Source organism: Pseudomaricurvus sp. ABR4_320 (assembly GCF_056159445.1).
Map to the genome: position 1 here is coordinate 1 of NZ_JBSWVF010000096.1, position 491 is coordinate 491.

Sequence of the window (491 nt, forward strand, 5' to 3'; positions counted from 1 at the left end):
ATCTTTGGTGCTTGATGAAGGCCTTGTGTTTCCAGTTGCTCGATCACTTCGCTCCAACTGGCTTCCGATTCTCGATAACCATCGACAACCGCTAAAACCTCTTTTCTACCCGTGTCATCAGCACCAATCACGACTAATAAACACAGTCGATCATCCATCCGAACATTGCAGTAAACGCCATCGGCCCAGATATAAACATAGCGGCGCCTACTCAGATCCCGCTTCCGCCATTGACTGTAATCGGCTTCCCAGCTTTGCTTTAAACGACTCACCGTATTAGCTGATAAGCCTTTGGCACCATCCCCTAATAACGCTTCAAGAGCTGGCTGCATGTCGCCAGTAGATATTCCCTTGAGGTACAGCCAGGGAATGAATTCCTCCAGGGCCTTGGTTCGCTTCAGATAGGGCGGCACCAGGCTGCTGTTAAAATGAATACCCTGTTGGGACCGATCTCGTGTTTTCGGTACCTTTACTTCAACCTCACCTAAACC

General features: G+C 49.3%; 1 protein-coding gene. It reads right to left on the reverse strand.

Annotated features, from left to right (window positions below; all coding sequences use genetic code 11):
* Positions 1-491, reverse strand: a 491-nt coding sequence (locus ACXAFR_RS27535) for a transposase (RefSeq protein ID WP_475183423.1), incomplete at both ends; no start/stop codon positions are given.